This is a genomic window from Macrococcus epidermidis, from assembly GCF_024205965.1.
Taxonomy (GTDB): Bacteria; Bacillota; Bacilli; order Staphylococcales; family Staphylococcaceae; genus Macrococcoides; species Macrococcoides epidermidis.
In genome coordinates, this window is record NZ_CP073819.1 from 635,716 (window position 1) to 650,896 (window position 15,181).

16 protein-coding genes are annotated in these 15,181 nt (G+C 33.5%); 8 read left to right on the plus strand and 8 right to left on the minus strand.

The window, feature by feature from the left end; translation table 11 throughout:
• Positions 1-52 precede the first annotated feature (52 nt).
• Both KFV12_RS03460 and KFV12_RS03465 read left to right on the plus strand, forming a co-directional pair.
• The gene (locus tag KFV12_RS03460) at positions 53-1,255 is read left to right on the plus strand and encodes an MFS transporter (protein WP_254257312.1); all 1,203 of its coding nucleotides are present in this window, start codon (positions 53-55) and stop codon (positions 1,253-1,255) included.
• Entirely contained in the window at positions 1,252-1,734 is a 483-nt protein-coding gene (locus KFV12_RS03465; protein WP_254257313.1) for a DUF456 domain-containing protein, read from the plus strand. Before KFV12_RS03460 ends, KFV12_RS03465 begins: the two co-directional genes overlap by 4 nt.
• A 39-nt stretch (positions 1,735-1,773) precedes the next feature.
• Here KFV12_RS03465 and KFV12_RS03470 read toward each other — a convergent pair whose 3' ends face one another.
• The 5 genes from KFV12_RS03470 to rsgA all read right to left on the minus strand — a co-directional run bounded on the left by KFV12_RS03470 (position 1,774) and on the right by rsgA (position 5,489).
• Positions 1,774-2,478 carry a DUF1129 family protein gene (locus KFV12_RS03470; RefSeq protein WP_111714216.1) on the minus strand — a complete coding sequence of 235 codons (705 nt, stop codon included), beginning with the start codon at positions 2,476-2,478 and terminating at the stop codon, positions 1,774-1,776.
• Between the two features lie 11 nt (positions 2,479-2,489).
• Entirely contained in the window at positions 2,490-3,155 is a 666-nt protein-coding gene (locus KFV12_RS03475; RefSeq protein ID WP_254257314.1) for a DUF1129 family protein, read from the minus strand.
• A gap of 11 nt (positions 3,156-3,166) precedes the next feature.
• Positions 3,167-3,832, minus strand: coding sequence for a DUF1129 family protein (locus KFV12_RS03480; protein ID WP_239242381.1), 666 nt, complete (start codon positions 3,830-3,832; stop codon positions 3,167-3,169).
• 5 nt (positions 3,833-3,837) lie between these two features.
• On the minus strand, positions 3,838-4,161 hold the full coding sequence (locus KFV12_RS03485) for a PadR family transcriptional regulator (RefSeq protein WP_133422585.1): 324 nt from the start codon (positions 4,159-4,161) through the stop codon (positions 3,838-3,840).
• 239 nt (positions 4,162-4,400) lie between these two features.
• Positions 4,401-5,489, minus strand: coding sequence for a ribosome small subunit-dependent GTPase A (gene rsgA / locus KFV12_RS03490; RefSeq protein ID WP_254257315.1), 1,089 nt, complete (start codon positions 5,487-5,489; stop codon positions 4,401-4,403).
• A gap of 285 nt (positions 5,490-5,774) precedes the next feature.
• Here rsgA and KFV12_RS03495 point away from each other — a divergent pair, with 285 nt between their 5' ends.
• Positions 5,775-6,248 carry a DinB family protein gene (locus KFV12_RS03495; protein WP_111714221.1) on the plus strand — a complete coding sequence of 158 codons (474 nt, stop codon included), beginning with the start codon at positions 5,775-5,777 and terminating at the stop codon, positions 6,246-6,248.
• A 136-nt stretch (positions 6,249-6,384) separates the two neighbouring features.
• Complete coding sequence (locus KFV12_RS03500; protein ID WP_111714222.1) at positions 6,385-8,427, plus strand: Na+/H+ antiporter; 2,043 nt, start codon at positions 6,385-6,387, stop codon at positions 8,425-8,427.
• A gap of 52 nt (positions 8,428-8,479) precedes the next feature.
• On the opposite strand, the gene pflA is transcribed toward KFV12_RS03500, so the two are convergent.
• Entirely contained in the window at positions 8,480-9,235 is a 756-nt protein-coding gene (pflA, locus tag KFV12_RS03505) for a pyruvate formate-lyase-activating protein (protein ID WP_111714223.1), read from the minus strand.
• Positions 9,236-9,276: 41 nt separating this feature from the next.
• Positions 9,277-11,526 (minus strand): formate C-acetyltransferase, encoded by a 2,250-nt coding sequence (pflB, locus tag KFV12_RS03510; RefSeq protein ID WP_111714224.1) that lies wholly within the window; start codon positions 11,524-11,526, stop codon positions 9,277-9,279.
• Between the two features lie 263 nt (positions 11,527-11,789).
• Between pflB and KFV12_RS03515 the strand changes: the two genes are divergently transcribed.
• Positions 11,790-12,242 (plus strand): GNAT family N-acetyltransferase, encoded by a 453-nt coding sequence (locus KFV12_RS03515; RefSeq protein ID WP_111714225.1) that lies wholly within the window; start codon positions 11,790-11,792, stop codon positions 12,240-12,242.
• Entirely contained in the window at positions 12,235-13,182 is a 948-nt protein-coding gene (gene corA, locus KFV12_RS03520) for a magnesium/cobalt transporter CorA (RefSeq protein ID WP_111714226.1), read from the plus strand. The genes KFV12_RS03515 and corA overlap by 8 nt, the downstream gene beginning before the upstream one ends.
• Before the next feature lie 39 nt (positions 13,183-13,221).
• Here the strand turns inward: corA and KFV12_RS03525 are convergent, their stop codons facing one another.
• Positions 13,222-13,728, minus strand: coding sequence for a cupin domain-containing protein (locus KFV12_RS03525; protein ID WP_239242377.1), 507 nt, complete (start codon positions 13,726-13,728; stop codon positions 13,222-13,224).
• A gap of 146 nt (positions 13,729-13,874) precedes the next feature.
• On the opposite strand from KFV12_RS03525, the gene KFV12_RS03530 reads away from it, so the two are divergent.
• Together KFV12_RS03530 and KFV12_RS03535 are read left to right on the plus strand one after the other, a co-directional pair.
• Positions 13,875-14,780 (plus strand): DUF5068 domain-containing protein, encoded by a 906-nt coding sequence (locus KFV12_RS03530; RefSeq protein WP_111714228.1) that lies wholly within the window; start codon positions 13,875-13,877, stop codon positions 14,778-14,780.
• A gap of 78 nt (positions 14,781-14,858) precedes the next feature.
• Positions 14,859-15,152, plus strand: coding sequence for a hypothetical protein (locus KFV12_RS03535; protein ID WP_111714229.1), 294 nt, complete (start codon positions 14,859-14,861; stop codon positions 15,150-15,152).
• The last annotated feature ends 29 nt before the right edge of the window (positions 15,153-15,181 follow it).

Below are 15,181 nucleotides of genomic sequence, written 5' to 3' on the forward strand. Positions count from 1 at the left end.
ATAATATAACAGTATTATATGTAGTTATAATAAATAGAAAGTAAGTGTATATATGTTTAAAAATTTATTAAGTATTAAAAATTATGTCTTATTTCTTATTAATATGACATTACTTGGTATGGCATTAGCGATTACTGTGCCATTCTTTGTGCTTTATGCGACACAGGAACTGGGTATGACACGTGGTCTGTATGGTGTCATGATGGCATTATTTGCACTTGCTGGATTTGGTGTAAATACGATTGTTGCTAGATTCTCTGATAGAGCAGGATTTAACAGAAAGTATATGATCATGTTCAGTTTAGCAATGGCATCAGTTGCATTTAGTATGTACTACTTAGTATCAAATCCGTATTTATTTATGACGCTATATGTATTCTTTGGTGGGATGGCAGCACCTGCTATGCCACAAATGTATGCATCAGCAAGAGAAAGTATTAATGTCTCTGCATCCAATAAAAATGCAGTGTTTGCTAATACTGTTCTACGTTCAATGTTTAGTTTTGGCTTTTTATTTGGACCATTAGTCGGGACAGTTTTATTAAAGCACTTTGGCTTTGGAGGTATTTTTGGTGGAACGGTTATTATCTACTGGGTAGTGCTTGTTTTATTCTTAATCTTTTTCCATGAAGTGAAACCAGAGAAAGTGGTTTACAATTCAAATAGAGTTGAACCTGTAGCACCGAACTTAGCGAAAGATATGTATCTGTTAATTCCCTTCTTAGCATTTGTGTTCTTACATGTAGGGCAGTGGATGTATACATTAAATATGCCATTATTCGTAACGGAATATTTAAAAGCAGACGAATCAAACGTAGGATATTTAGCGAGTTTATGTGCGGGACTTGAAGTTCCGTTTATGATTATTTTAGGAATACTCGCAAGTAGATTCCAAACGAGAACATTACTAATGATTGGTGGAATATTAGGTGGTGCATATTACTTCTCAATCGGGGTATTTGATAGTGTTACTGCAATGCTCGTTGGACAAGTGCTACTCGCGTTCTTCTTAGCAATATTACTTGGACTTGGAATAAGTTATTTCCAAGACATCTTACCAGACTTTCCAGGATATGCGTCGACATTATTCTCGAATGCAATGATCGTTGGACAATTGCTTGGAAATTTACTCGGTGGTGTGATGAGTGACATCGTAGGATTAGGGAACGTATTCTTTGTATCGGCAGGATTTATTACATTAGCATTTATATTATTAATCTTTACGAAACCTGTAAAAATGGAGGATTTAGCATGACATTTATCTTATGGACGTTAATCATATTAGCGTTTTTGTCAGCATTTGTGGCGTTAATTATGCCGATGATACCTGGTATATTAATGATGTGGGTTGGCTTTTTTATCTACCATTTCGCGATTAACAATAATGAACTATCATGGTTCTTCTGGATAGCGATGGCAACACTTACGATCATTACTTTAGTGAGTGATTATGTATTAGGAAGTCGCTTTGTTAAGAAGTTTGGCGGAAGTAAAGCAGGGGAGCTTACGGCAGCAATCGGGATTATACTCGGTAGCTTCTTCTTCCCACCATTCGGTATTATCATAATACCGTTTGTTGCAGTATTCATTGTAGAACTACTGATTCAGCAAGATTTTAAACGTGCGATGGATGCAAGTATTGGATCGTTATTAGGCTTCCTTACAAGCACGTTGGCTAAGTTTATCATTTTAGTTATTATGATTATATGGTTTATATTTGATATCATCATTTAAAAAAAATCATCCCAAAGCATAAACTTTGGGATGATTTTTTTATTTCATAAAGGCAACTTCCTTATCGTTTCGTGAAGCATTAAATAATAGCTTATAGAGTAAGTAAAACGCTACGCCAATGCTGATATTAACATACCAGGGGATATGAACAACTGGGCCGATGTGTACTAAATCTGGTAAGAACATCGAAACAAGGAATGGAATAACCATCACAATCCATAATACAAAAAATATTGTAATTTTTTGTCCTCTTGTTTCATCATCTTTAAAAGCGCTAAGTTGTAAATATTTGAAGATACCGAAAATGATTGCACCGATAACAAGTGAAGTTATAAGATTAGCAGTTAATTCACTACCGAGATAAATCGCATTGTCTTTGTGTAACAGATTAACGGTGATAAAATCAGCAATACCTGAAATACCTCTAAATATTGCAAATAGTAGAAATAACATTGAAGCACCGAACATCCACATATTACGCTTCGATTCTTTTGGAATCTCTGCAACTAAATCTTTAGCAAATTGTTCTGGATCATTGCCGAAGAATTCTTCGGTCGTTACATCATGCATCTGTGCTTCTAGTAAGTGATCTAATAAATCCATTAAAGTCACTTCTGTAACGCGCTCTGAAATCGATAAATCACAGCGTAAATACATTAATACCTGCTCATAAACCTTTAAATTTTCCGGCGTCAGTTCTTCACGTTTTAAATTGTTTTGTTCGATAATATCTTTTGTTTTCATGACACTCACTCCTAAATGAATTGTTTTTTCGGAAAATATTTCTTCTTGATATAGATAGTTGTAACTATAAAGACAATAGCCAAGGGTAATGATAAATAAAAAGGAAAACTAAAATAAGGTCCTTGTTTAACAAAGCTAAAAATAAAATATGTGATTGAATAAGATAGAAACAAAGATAACGCTTGGATAATATTTTGAGTCTTCGTTCTATTTTGTGCATTTGAGTCTAAAAATATACTTAGCAAGCTGAAGATTAAGAAAACAAAAACAATTAATAAAGCAGCAAGTACAGGAATTTTAATATGATGAGAGATACTTATCCAACTTAAAAAATCAGCAAACCCGAAAATAACAAATAATATACTGAATATAATAGAAAATGTAAATGTACCAAATAGTAAAATTGATTTAAAAGATCTTTTAGGTAATTCTATTGAAATATCATCAACAAATTGATCTAAATCTTCACCAAAAAAAGAATTTGCTGATTTACCATTTCTTTGAGCAACTAGTAAATCATCTAAAATTTCTAATAATAATTCATCCGATTCATCTTCTGAAAGTGTTACTTTTGTCGTAATCTTATTTGCGATATAATCAAACGTTTTTCTGTTATGAGGTTTCAGTTGATTCACTTTTCTTATGTAATTTATATTCATTTCATTTAAATTCGTCATTTTAGTCCTCCTTAATAGGAAATTTTCTTTTTATAAGTAAATATACAAGTAATTAGAAAAGGAATGCCCAATAAGACAAGGATATATCCAGTAGGTTCAGATAAGTTTTTATCATAACCAAATAAATAAATGCTAATTGGCAAAAATATCATTAAAAAATATAATGGTAACGTTAAAGTTTTTCCTCTATTTGAACTGAAAGTGTTATTCTTCATTAAATGAATGGTTATAAAGATAGCGAGCGTTAATAAAACTATGAATAGTGATATTGAAAGTAAAGACAAATTATAGTTTACAGGAACATAGCTGCCTGTAATCCAATACTTTAATTGGCTAAGGAATCCAAAGGGTATTAAGATTGCAGCGATTGTTAGTGTGCTCGTAAACAAGATATACCACAATGGATGTGTGAATTTATTTTTAGGTAATTCTTCAAATAAGTCTTTACTGAATTGTTTTGTATCATTACCAAAGAATTCTTGTGTAGTTACACCATCATTTTGTGCATCTATTAGATGATCTAGGATATCAGATAAGATATTATCAACTTCACGCTCTTGCAGCTTAAAGTCCATTTTTAATTCATTCCTAACTTTAAGGAATGCTTCTTTATTATTTAAGGTGAGCTGTTTTAATTTTCTTTGATAAATTATATCCATCTCATTTAGTTTGCTCATGACATTCACTCCTTATTAATCAAATTCGTTATTGGCCCGACAATTGCATTCCATTCTTCGACCATGTTTTCAAGTTCTTCTTCACCCTCAGGCGTAATAAAGTAATATTTTCGTTTCGGTCCGACATCACTTGCACGCATTTCACTTGTAATCAAATTTTTCTTTTGTAAACGAAGAAGAACTGGATAGATTGTACCTTCACTGATGTTACCAAGTCCGGAATCAAGTAACTTCTGTGAGAGTTCATAACCATAGACTTCTTTTTCTTTAATAATCGAAAGAACGCATGCATCGAGTAATCCTTTCAATAATTGAGTGCGCATACTCATATGTTTCACCTCTATTTTGTAATACAAGATAGCTAATCTTTTAAAAGCTACTTTGTATTACCAAGTAGCTTATTTATAATATATAACTTCTCGTTTTAGATGTCAAATATGGTTTTAAATAATTCGAGTGGGCTGAATTTATGATATTCAGCCCACTCGAAGTTAAAATTCTATTAAAAATAACTGTGATTGGGCTAAAAACATCATTTTCAGCCCAATCACACCAATTCATTCAACTATTATCTTTTTCCCATCTTCGCATTACGATTTGCTTTACCTTGTCGGGTTAGCTTCTTCCATTTGTTACGTTCCTCACTCATCTTTGCTTCATTATTACGTCGTTCCACAAATGCAAGTTCTCTTAAATATTTATTATATCGTTCAATTCTCTCCTCAGTTAATTCACCTGATGTTATTGCAGCATTTACTGCACATCCTGGTTCATTTGTATGTGTACAATCATTGAATTTACATTGAGCTATAAGTTCTTCTATATCTTCGAATTCAGTTACTAATCCTATATTTTCACCGGTACTCCAAAGCTGGAACTCACGCATTCCTGGTGTATCGATTAATATTCCTCCATCATCTAGTACAAGGAGTTCACGATGAGTCGTCGTATGTTTTCCTTTATCATCAGTTAATCTGATTTCGCCTGTATCCATAACGTCTTTTCCTAATAATCGATTGATCAACGTAGATTTTCCTACACCACTAGAACCGAGTAAAGTGCCTGTTTTATGTTCTTTTAGATAAGTTCTAATTGTTTCTATATGATTATCACTATCATGACGCACAAAATATACTGGTACTGTTGGAGCTACATTGCTCAATTCTGCAATCATAATTTCTTTATCTAGTTCTGTAATTAAATCAGCTTTTGTCATAATGATAATTGGTGTTGCACCTGAATCATATGAAGCAATTAAATAACGTTCTAATCGATGGGTGTTAAAATTATCATTACAGCTCATCGTAAGGAATGCATAGTCAATGTTCGTCGCGATTATTTGTGGTTTCGTTTGATTGCCTGCAGCATTTCTGATGAATTGTTGTGTTCTTGGTAATATATGTTGAATAATACCTTTATATTCATTTGGAAATGGCTTAATTAACACAAAATCTCCGACTGCCGGTACTTCTATAAGATCTCGACTGCTAAATTTATCTCTACCTGAGAGCTGAACGAGGTATTCGCCATTTTCAGTGAGTGCGCGATACATTCCTTTATGTTGTACAGTTATTCGTGCTTTAAGTAATTTTTCATCGATAGCGTTTGCTTGTTTCTTTCGTTCTTCGTTATATCCTAATTGAGTTAAAATTTCCATTATATTGCTCCTTTTATATATAAAAATACCCGTGGCGATTATTCGTCACGGGTATACGAGCAATAAATTAGCGAGTAATGTCCATGACGAAATAAAATGTAGCATTTACCAGATTAAATTTCGCCATAAAACATCACTCCTTCCTTTTTTAATATCATATATTAATTTATTATATTGTGTCAATATTACAAATTATATAATTATAATGTGTGGTTCTTTCGTTTTAATGGTATTTCATTAGGAATGAGGGTATATTAAAAGTATTATTAAGAAGGGGGCATTTCAATGTTTCGTATTAAACAGGATTTTATTAATCAATATCGCATGGAAGCAAATACGACAATCGCGTGTTTAAAAGAGTTAACTGATGAGTCTTTAGATCAAGCGGTATCAGAATTAGATCGTACTTTAGGTGAGATTGCATGGCACGTCATTTCAAGTGTCGGAGGTTTTGCCGAACGTGCCGGTTTAAAAGTAGAAGGTGCAACATTTGATTCTGCTAAACCAGAAACGGTTGCTGAAATGGTAAGTGCAGCAGAAGAAATATATAATAATACATTAGCAGCTTACGATGCTTCATTAACAGACGAAAGTTTAATTGAAGATGTTGATTTCTTCGGTCAAAATATGCCGAAAGGTCATCTGCTTTATTCTATGATTGCTCATCAGGCACATCATAGAGGTCAAATGACAGTATTAATGAGACAAGCTGATTTAAGAGTACCTCCTATTTACGGACCATCTCGTGATACACAATAATTTGTTAATAGATTAATTTAAAAGTAGGTAGTTGATTGTAGACTACTTACTTTTTTTAATTTTGATAAACTTTTATGTGATATTGATTCGTTTAGGGGTATAATTATTTATCATTAAAGATAAATAGAGGTGACAAATGGAAAGTTTTATTATTATTTTAAGTCTTGTATTTGCAATCATTGTCTCTACGATTGTTAATTACTATTTTCCGAAGGTACCGTTAGCATTTATCCAAATCATTATCGGGATGCTAATATTCTTAACACCAGTACCTTTACATGTAGAATTTGAACCGGAACTTTTCTTAATGGGCATTATCGCACCACTATTATTTTTAGAAGGCTATCATGTATCAAGATTAACTTTTATAAAATATTTAAAGCCAATCATCTTAATGGCAATGGGACTGGTATTTACAACAGTGATTGGATTAGGTTATATTGTCCACTGGATGATGCCATTTCTGCCACTCGCTGCAAGTTTTGCACTCGCTGCAATCATTTGTCCTACTGATGCTGTAGCAGTGCAGGCAATCGCTAAAGGTAAGAAGCTGCCTAAAGGTTTGATGACGATACTTGAAGGGGAGTCATTACTTAATGATGCTGCTGGTATTTTAAGCTTTAAGATTGCTTTGCTCGCGTTAACAACTGGTGCATTCAGCGTTAGTGAATCTGTCTCACAGTTTTTTATTGCAACTGTAGGTGGTTTACTGATAGGTCTATTTGTCGGTCTATTGTTTGTACAGCTAAGAATTTTCTTAATCAGAAAAGGATTTTTTAATGAATATATCTTTATTTTAATTCAGCTTTTAACACCGTTTATTATTTATGTAATTGCGGAACAAGTTCACGCGTCAGGCGTAATCGCGGCTGTAATTGGTGGTATCGTACACGGTATCGAACGTGATAGGATGAGTCAGGCAACGACGCGTTTACAGATGGGTTATAACAATACGTGGGGATTATTATCAACTGTACTAAATGGATTCGTCTTTACGTTACTTGGTTATTTAATACCTGAAGTGACTACTTCTTTAGTTGAACATGGTAATGAAGATATCTTTTCAACAGTGATGTATATGCTTATTATTGCACTACTTGTCTACTTCTTTAGATTTATCTGGGTATTTTTCCTATATGATATGTTCTATATTCGGGAAAGTCGTTTCGAGCGTATCTTAAAACGAGAGAATATTGATCAGAAAGAAGTTCGACCAAATCGTTTTAAGTATGCATTGATTGCAACTGTATGTGGTGTACATGGGACGATCTCTATGGCCATCGCATTGACGATTCCCCGAGAAATTGTTAATGGAGAAGTATTTAATTATAGAGATAATTTATTATTTATCGCAGCAGGTGTTATTGTCATCAGTTTAGTAGTCGCACAAATCTTCCTGCCAATATTGACGCCGAAAGTTAAAGAAGCTGTTGATGAATCAATGCTTAGCTTTAATGATGCACGTATTAAGTTAAAAGAATACGGTATTAAATATATTCATGACAATACGACTGAAGAAAATAGTATGATAGCTGGAAATTTAATCAGACAATATACAATGCAGGTTGGTTTCTATAGTGAAGTAACTGATAGAAATCATAGTCCTAAAGAAATTGATCGCCTGCATGCGATTGCGATGAATGTTGAAATGAAGACTTTAGATGAGATGATTGATTCAAATGAAATTACTCAAAGTTCATTTAATAACTATGTTCAATATATTGAGCGTTCGAAAATATTCCATTCCACAAACTTTTTTAGACGTATGCTGTTTCTATTTAGAATGCACCGCAAACGTAAAGAGTTTGCAAATCGTATTAATCAGGCAAGTTCTTTGTCGATAAAGAATAATTTATATGAAATTCAAAAGATCGCTGCGCGTGTTCATTACAATGTCGTCCAGCGTTTAAGTGAAGAAATGACTTTAGACAATCGTGTGGAAATTGCATTAGTATCAGATAATTATTTAAATAGGGTGAATCAATTAAAACGAAATGCAACAAGTGAGACATTAGAAGATGACGAAACGTTATTTGCACTAGATGTATTAAATGCTGAGAAAGATTTAGTCAACCGTCTGTTAGCTAGAGGAAAAATAACGACAAGTTTAGCAGTAGAACTCAGACAATCGATTAATTATGATGAAATGATGTTGCTCGATACATATGAGGATGACTAACATAGAAATAGTGAATACGAAAGAAGCTTCCAGCAAAAGCTGGAAGCTTCTTTTAATTACTTAGTGGCGTCTTACCTTTAAAGTTTACAAGATCATATGCATGTTTTACATCTTCATCACTCGGTGGTTCAATATCAGATAATGGATATTGAATACCTAATGCTTCCCATTTATGTACCCCAAGTTGATGATAAGGAAGTATTTCAAATTTTTCTACGTTCTCTAGACGATTGATAAATTCGCCGAGTTTGATTAAATCTTCTTTATCGTCTGTTATACCTGGCACAAGTACATGTCTGATCCAAACAGGTTGTTTTCTTTCTGAAAGTATTTGAGCAAATCTTAAAATATGAGTATTCGGTTTTCCTGTAAGTTTCAAATGTTTCTCATTATCAATATGTTTAATATCTAATAGAAATAAATCAGTATTTTTCTGCATTTCATCGAAGTGATGCATAAATGCTGGGGTTTCATTAAAGCAACCTGCTGATGTATCAACACAAGTAGATATGCCATGCTGCTTTAACTTTGGAAATAACTCTTCAAGGAATGGTAACTGCAGTAACGGTTCACCACCACTAACAGTTACGCCACCACCTGAAGCGTTAAAGTAGGGGATATAAGGAACTACTTCTTCTACAATTTCATCAGCAGTAACTTCTCTTGAAGGTGCACCGATTTCCCAAGTATCAGGGTTATGACAGAACTGGCAACGCAGTAGGCAACCCTGTGTGAATAATATATAGCGTAAACCAGGTCCGTCTACCGTACCTAAACTTTCTACTGAATGAATATGTCCTTTAATCATTTAAATCCCCGTCCTTTAACTACTTAGTGCTTTGTTATATTCTACATTTTTTCGTGGAATGTTCTTGAAATTACGTCTAATTGTTGTTCTCTTGTTAATTTAATAAAGTTTACAGCATATCCTGATACACGGATTGTAAGTTGAGGGTATTCTTCTGGATGTTCCATCGCATCAAGTAAAGTTTCTCTGTTAAATACGTTAATGTTTAAGTGATGACCATGTTGCATCGCATATCCATCAAGTACACCAACTAAGTTTTGTTGCTGAGCATCATCTTCTTTACCTAAAGACTTAGGAACGATAGAGAATGTGTTAGAAATACCATCTTTACAGCAGTCATATGGTAATTTTGCAACTGATGATAATGAAGCTAAAGCTCCATTTTTATCTCTGCCGTGCATTGGGTTAGCACCTGGTGCAAATGGTTCTCCTTCTTTACGACCGTCAGGTGTATTACCTGTTTTCTTACCATAAACTACGTTTGAAGTGATAGTAAGTACAGACATTGTATGCTCTGAATCACGATAAGTTTTGTGTTTACGTAATTTGCCCATAAATGATTCTACTAATTGTACAGCGATATCATCGACACGTGCATCATTGTTACCGTATTGAGGGAATTCTCCTTCAGTTTCAAAGTCTACAACTAATCCTTCTTCGTTACGGATTGTTTTAACTTTAGCGTATTTGATTGCTGATAATGAATCGGCTGCAACTGATAGCCCTGCAATACCTGTAGCCATTGTACGAATAATTTCAGTGTCATGTAAAGCCATTTCAATTCTTTCATAGCTATATTTATCATGCATGTAATGGATCACGTTTAATGAGTTGATATAAACACCAGCTAACCATTCCATCATTTGATCAAATTGTTTGTACACTTTATCGTAATCTAAAATTTCATCAGTAATAGGAGCGAAGTTTGGTCCAACTTGAGCGCCACTTACTTCGTCAACCCCACCGTTGATTGCATATAATAATGTTTTTGCTAAGTTGGCACGCGCACCGAAGAATTGCATTTGTTTACCAATCTTCATTGCAGATACACAACAAGCAATTCCATAGTCGTCGCCATAGCTTTCACGCATTAAATCATCATTTTCATATTGAATTGAGCTTGTTTTAATACTCATTTTTGCACAGTATTTTTTGAAGTTTTCAGGTAAGCGTGTAGACCATAATACAGTTAAGTTTGGTTCTGGTGCTGGACCTAAGTTATCTAATGAATGTAAGAAACGGAAAGAGTTTTTAGTAACTAAAGGACGGCCGTCAATACCGACACCAGCGATTGATTCAGTTACCCAAGTAGGGTCTCCAGAGAATAATGCGTTGTAATCTGGTGTACGTGCAAATTTAACTAAACGTAATTTCATAATGAAGTGGTCGATGATTTCCTGTACTTCGATTTCTGAAATTGTACCAGCTTTTAAATCGCGTTCTGCATAAATATCTAAGAATGTAGATACACGACCTAAACTCATTGCAGCACCGTTTTGTTCTTTAATTGCTGCTAAGTATGCTAAGTAAGTCCATTGAACAGCTTCTTTAAAGTTTTCTGCTGGACGAGAAATATCAAATCCATAAATATTACCTAATTCTTTTAATTCATTTAATGCACGATATTGTTCAGAAACTTCTTCACGTAAACGAATAATGTCTTCTGACATTACTGATGATAAGTTATTGAAGTCTTTTTGTTTTTCATTCATTAAGAAATCGACACCATATAATGCAACACGGCGGTAGTCACCGATAATACGTCCACGTCCGTAAGCATCTGGAAGACCTGTAATGACACCAGCTTTACGACAAGCTAACATTTCTTTAGAGTAAGCATCGAATACACCAGCATTGTGTGTTTTACGGTAATCTGTAAATATTTTTTCAGTTTCTTTATCTAATTCATAGCCATATGCTTCACAAGCAGCTTTTGCCATACGAATACCACCAAATGGTTGCATAGAGCGTTTGAAAGGTTTTTCAGTTTGAACACCGACAATTGTTTCAAGATCTTTATTTAAATAACCTGCGTCATGCGATGTAATCGTAGATGGTATTTTTGTATCCATATCCCACATACCACCACGTTCACGTTCTTCTTTTGTTAATTGCATAACTTGATCCCATAATGTCTTCGTTGCTTCAGTTGGCCCTGCTAAAAACTCATCTTTACCGTCATATAAAGTGTAGTTTAATTGGATAAATTCACGAACGTCGATTCTTTTGTTCCATTTACCAGTTTTAAAACCTTCCCAAGCATGTGTTTTTTTAGTTTCTTCTTTAAACATATTAATCCCTCCAAATTTTCATTATGTTAATTACTTCACAATACTATTATAACAACTTTCGTGAAAATAATCACATTTATTTTGAAAACGGTTAATTTTTTTAGAAACATTGATTTAAAGCTTTTTATCTGTAATGGTACACACTAGTTTTTTGAATTTTGTATATATAACAGCTAAGAGTTAGAGCTTTAGATTGCAATAACATTCAAGTTTAGTGTGGAGTTATCAAACATATCCATGTACAATAAAAAAGGTGAAATAACATGAGAAAATTATCGTTAACTGAAACAAATAAGATAAAAGAAATTGCAGCATTACATGAAAATATCCCATTAGCTTACGATTCATCATATAAGGTAACACCTTTGGATATTGATTTGCGATATGAATCAATTCAATTACTGATGAAGCATAAGCATGATCAGATTACAGTCATAGAACACAACAACAAAATCTGTGCATATATTTGGTATGCAATAGATGGTGCAATACATATTAAATCAACATTTGTTTATCCGAAATATCGTAATCAAGGATACGCGATACAACTTAAGTACTATGTTGAAACAATCGCAAAAGAACAACACATTGGTATTATTTACAGTGACGTTGACCCTAAAAATTTTGCGATGAGACAATTAAATGAGAGATTAGGCTATCAATTTAAAGAGCATAGTAATCGAATGATAAAAATAATAGAGGTGCAAAATGATTAGAACGCTTTATATTGATGAAATGAATACGTTGCATGTTTGTGATTCACCCTATGATATAGAAGTAACGCCGAAATGGCTGTGGGTGGATATGAGTGAACCTACAAAAGAAGAGAATCTACTACTGAGTCAGTTTTTTCACTTTCATCCATTATCTATTGAAGACGCAACGACGGTTAAGCAACGTCCGAAATATAAAGAATATGATGATTATTTATTTTTCGTCTTTCATGCAATTGACTTGCGTACGATGAAACCTGAAGAAATTGATATCTTTATCAATTCAACCCTTATTGTGACCTATCATAAAGAGGCTTCTGAAGAGGTCGATAAAGTCTGGCATTCAATGCTGAACAAAAAGCCGAATGAAAAGGTTACGACAAATGAAGTGATGTATAAAACGCTTGACGCCATCGTCGATAACTATTTCCCGTTCGTATATGACTTAGAAGACAAAGTATTCTCGTTTGAAGATAGACATTCAGTAGATATCTCAACCGAGAATCTAATAGATGAGACGTTTGATTTGAGAGAAGATCTTTTATTGATTAGACGTACAGTATTGCCGATGCGCGACTTAGTATATCGACTATTAGAAGGCAGAGTATTGGCATTAAGTAAGAAACAGAAAATATTTCTGCATCATATTAATGACCATTTAATTAAGCAGGTAGAGATGATTGAATCTTCCCGTGAGATGACAGCGGATATTCGTGATAATTATATTTCGCTGAACTCTTTTAGAATGAATAATATCATGAAAATTTTAACAATATATTCAGTAATCTTTATGCCACTGACTTTAATTGCAGGTATTTACGGGATGAACTTTGATGTCATGCCTGAATTGCACTGGAAATACGGATATTTGGCAGTATGGATTGTGATGATTGCTATTACGGTTGGAATGATAGGCTATTTCCGAATAAAGAAGTGGTTTTAATATAAAAGGAGCAGAATTAAATTTCTGCTCCTTTTATCATTATTTCACGTAAGTACTACAATGATAAATATTGTGCCATTCTTTAAACATTACACCTTTGTCACCTTCGATAGGGTCATGTTCTGGTAACATTACACTATTTATCGTGCTGTTAATTGTTTGGATGTCTTCATAACTTGTTAACGATTCAACATCAATATCTGTTGGGTATGCACCGACAACTTTAAAATCCTCACTTGCTGCGATACGTTTATGACCATAGCCTGCAGGGAGTAATAATGCATCACCTTGTTTTACTTTTAACTGACTTCCTGATTCACCACCAATCATCAAAGTTGCTTCACCTGAAGCGATACCAAGCACTTCATGTGTATTAGGATGAAAATGATGATAGTCAAATACACCATTTGTCCATATATCTGTCCATTGATTATTTTTAAATATTTCAGTAAAATCTCCTTCAACATTCTGATAGACGATAACTGGAAGAATCATGTGATTCGGTGTGCTTTTTGATACAGGGCTATGAATAATTTTATATTTCATAAATATTCCTCCTCGTATTGATATATTCTTATTGTTCGTTATTTCTTTTTATAAAGCAAAAGATAAGATTTTAACCAAATGTTAATTCCATACGAAATTTATATTCTATGTTAAAATAAAGACAGAATGATGAAGGTGGGATTAACTTGAAAAACTTTGCGTACTTAGCAATTTCAGGTGCTTTATTTTTAACGGGCTGTAGTAATGATGATACAACAGCAATTAAAAAAGATATTGAATCATTAAAGCAGCAAAAAGATAAATCAGAAAAAGAATATAAATCGTTACAGGAAGATAATAAATCGATTGATAAAGAAATTAAAGAAAAGCAGTCTGAAATAGATACGCTGAAAAAAGAAAAAGAAGCTGAAATAAAAGCACAGATTAAGCGTGAAGAAGCTGCGAAGAAAAAGCAGGAGGCTATCGATAGACGCAATCGATTAATCGCAAAACAAAAAGCTGAACAGGAAGCTAAAGTGCGTGCACAAAAAGAAAAGAAAATAGCACAGGCAAGAAATAAAGCAACCATGCCCAATACAATTGCAGCAAGTACAAATGGTAAAATTCAAACGATTAAATCGATTCGTAACGTCGGTCTGGATTTTAATGATGCCGGCATGAAGACATCAATTAACCGTATACAAATATTTAAAGTAACAGATATGCCTAAAGATCAGGTCGTTCTATTTGATGGTGAGACAGAAGGTTATGTACTAATCTATGAAGTAACTGCAGAGAATACTTTAGATAAGCCGTTATATTATAATAATATCGGTGTCCTGGATTTAGGAGATAAGAAAATATTTTCTGAGAACGCTTCTTTCATACCACCAGAATTACAGGAAAGTTCAATGAAGAAAAGTAAAAATAACTATACTGAATATGCGCCAAAGGAAAAAACGATAAGCTATAAATCAATCGCAATTAATAAGGAAGATTATAAAAAAGTTGAAACTGGTAAAGCGCTTCTGTTTATTAAAGGTGGCGTATCCCAATCACAAGATATGAATGATAAAACAGATACGCAGTCAAAAGGATATGTAATTCAGTAGTTAAAAAGATGGATATTTTGAATGTTTTTTACTGATAGAATCGGGAATATAGAAGAAAAGACTACGGAGGCGTTCAATATGCATGAAGAGAAATTTGTACTGCTGGAAGGTAAATCATTTACATTATCAGAGATAGCGCGTGAACTTGAAGCAATCACGGGTTATACTGTTAAAGATAGCTACGGAGATATCAATCGCATCGTTGCACAGAAACCAAACTTTGATCAGGATTTTGAAAGTTATTTAGTTACTTATGAATTCAATGAATCTGATGATTTAACGGATGTAACAGTAACAACACCGAAAGATGCTGACGTCAATCTGCAAACTGACAAAGTGAAAGTGAGATTAATTTCTTACAATACAAAATAAAAATAATAAATTTACAGTAGTGTGTTAAT

What these genes read in the sequence shown, in the direction of transcription:
- KFV12_RS03500 (WP_111714222.1), top strand. Translation starts at nt 6,385, where the DNA reads ATGGAAAGTTTTATTATTATTTTAAGTCTTGTATTTGCAATCATTGTC.
- KFV12_RS03535 (WP_111714229.1), top strand. Translation starts at nt 14,859, where the DNA reads ATGCATGAAGAGAAATTTGTACTGCTGGAAGGTAAATCATTTACATTA.
- KFV12_RS03480 (WP_239242381.1), bottom strand. Translation starts at nt 3,832, where the DNA reads ATGAGCAAACTAAATGAGATGGATATAATTTATCAAAGAAAATTAAAA.
- KFV12_RS03495 (WP_111714221.1), top strand. Translation starts at nt 5,775, where the DNA reads ATGTTTCGTATTAAACAGGATTTTATTAATCAATATCGCATGGAAGCA.
- pflA (WP_111714223.1), bottom strand. Translation starts at nt 9,235, where the DNA reads ATGATTAAAGGACATATTCATTCAGTAGAAAGTTTAGGTACGGTAGAC.
- KFV12_RS03475 (WP_254257314.1), bottom strand. Translation starts at nt 3,155, where the DNA reads ATGACGAATTTAAATGAAATGAATATAAATTACATAAGAAAAGTGAAT.
- pflB (WP_111714224.1), bottom strand. Translation starts at nt 11,526, where the DNA reads ATGTTTAAAGAAGAAACTAAAAAAACACATGCTTGGGAAGGTTTTAAA.
- rsgA (WP_254257315.1), bottom strand. Translation starts at nt 5,489, where the DNA reads ATGGAAATTTTAACTCAATTAGGATATAACGAAGAACGAAAGAAACAA.
- corA (WP_111714226.1), top strand. Translation starts at nt 12,235, where the DNA reads ATGATTAGAACGCTTTATATTGATGAAATGAATACGTTGCATGTTTGT.
- KFV12_RS03470 (WP_111714216.1), bottom strand. Translation starts at nt 2,478, where the DNA reads ATGAAAACAAAAGATATTATCGAACAAAACAATTTAAAACGTGAAGAA.
- KFV12_RS03515 (WP_111714225.1), top strand. Translation starts at nt 11,790, where the DNA reads ATGAGAAAATTATCGTTAACTGAAACAAATAAGATAAAAGAAATTGCA.
- KFV12_RS03465 (WP_254257313.1), top strand. Translation starts at nt 1,252, where the DNA reads ATGACATTTATCTTATGGACGTTAATCATATTAGCGTTTTTGTCAGCA.
- KFV12_RS03460 (WP_254257312.1), top strand. Translation starts at nt 53, where the DNA reads ATGTTTAAAAATTTATTAAGTATTAAAAATTATGTCTTATTTCTTATT.
- KFV12_RS03525 (WP_239242377.1), bottom strand. Translation starts at nt 13,728, where the DNA reads ATGAAATATAAAATTATTCATAGCCCTGTATCAAAAAGCACACCGAAT.
- KFV12_RS03485 (WP_133422585.1), bottom strand. Translation starts at nt 4,161, where the DNA reads ATGAGTATGCGCACTCAATTATTGAAAGGATTACTCGATGCATGCGTT.